The sequence below is a fragment of the Pauljensenia sp. UMB3104 genome (assembly GCF_030217285.1).
In the GTDB taxonomy this organism is placed as follows: domain Bacteria; phylum Actinomycetota; class Actinomycetes; order Actinomycetales; family Actinomycetaceae; genus Pauljensenia.
Window position 1 is genome coordinate 1 of the sequence record NZ_JASONN010000161.1, and the last position, 316, is coordinate 316.

General features: G+C 59.8%; 1 pseudogene. It reads right to left on the reverse strand.

The annotated features are described in order from the left end of the window. Window positions 1-316 (reverse strand): annotated as a pseudogene (locus QP415_RS11185) (ABC transporter ATP-binding protein); the annotation flags it as partial.

Genomic DNA, 316 nt, shown 5'->3' on the forward strand with positions numbered 1-316 from the left:
TCGCGACCGGGCCGCAGGGGCCGGGGATCACATCGATATTCGCGTCGAAAATCGCGGAAAGGCGCTCCGGGGTCATAATATCTGCCGGGGTGCCCGCATCCATAACGATGCCCTCCCGCATCGCAATAATGCGATCCGAGTAGCGCGCCGCGAAATTAATATCGTGGATCACCAGCACGATAGTGCGATGCAGCTCGTCGGCGGCCTGGCGCAGGTGGCGCATCATCTGCACCGAATGTGAAATATCCAGGTTATTGAGGGGTTCGTCCAGCAGCACGCAATCGGTTTCCTGGGTGAGCACCATCGCCACGTAGGC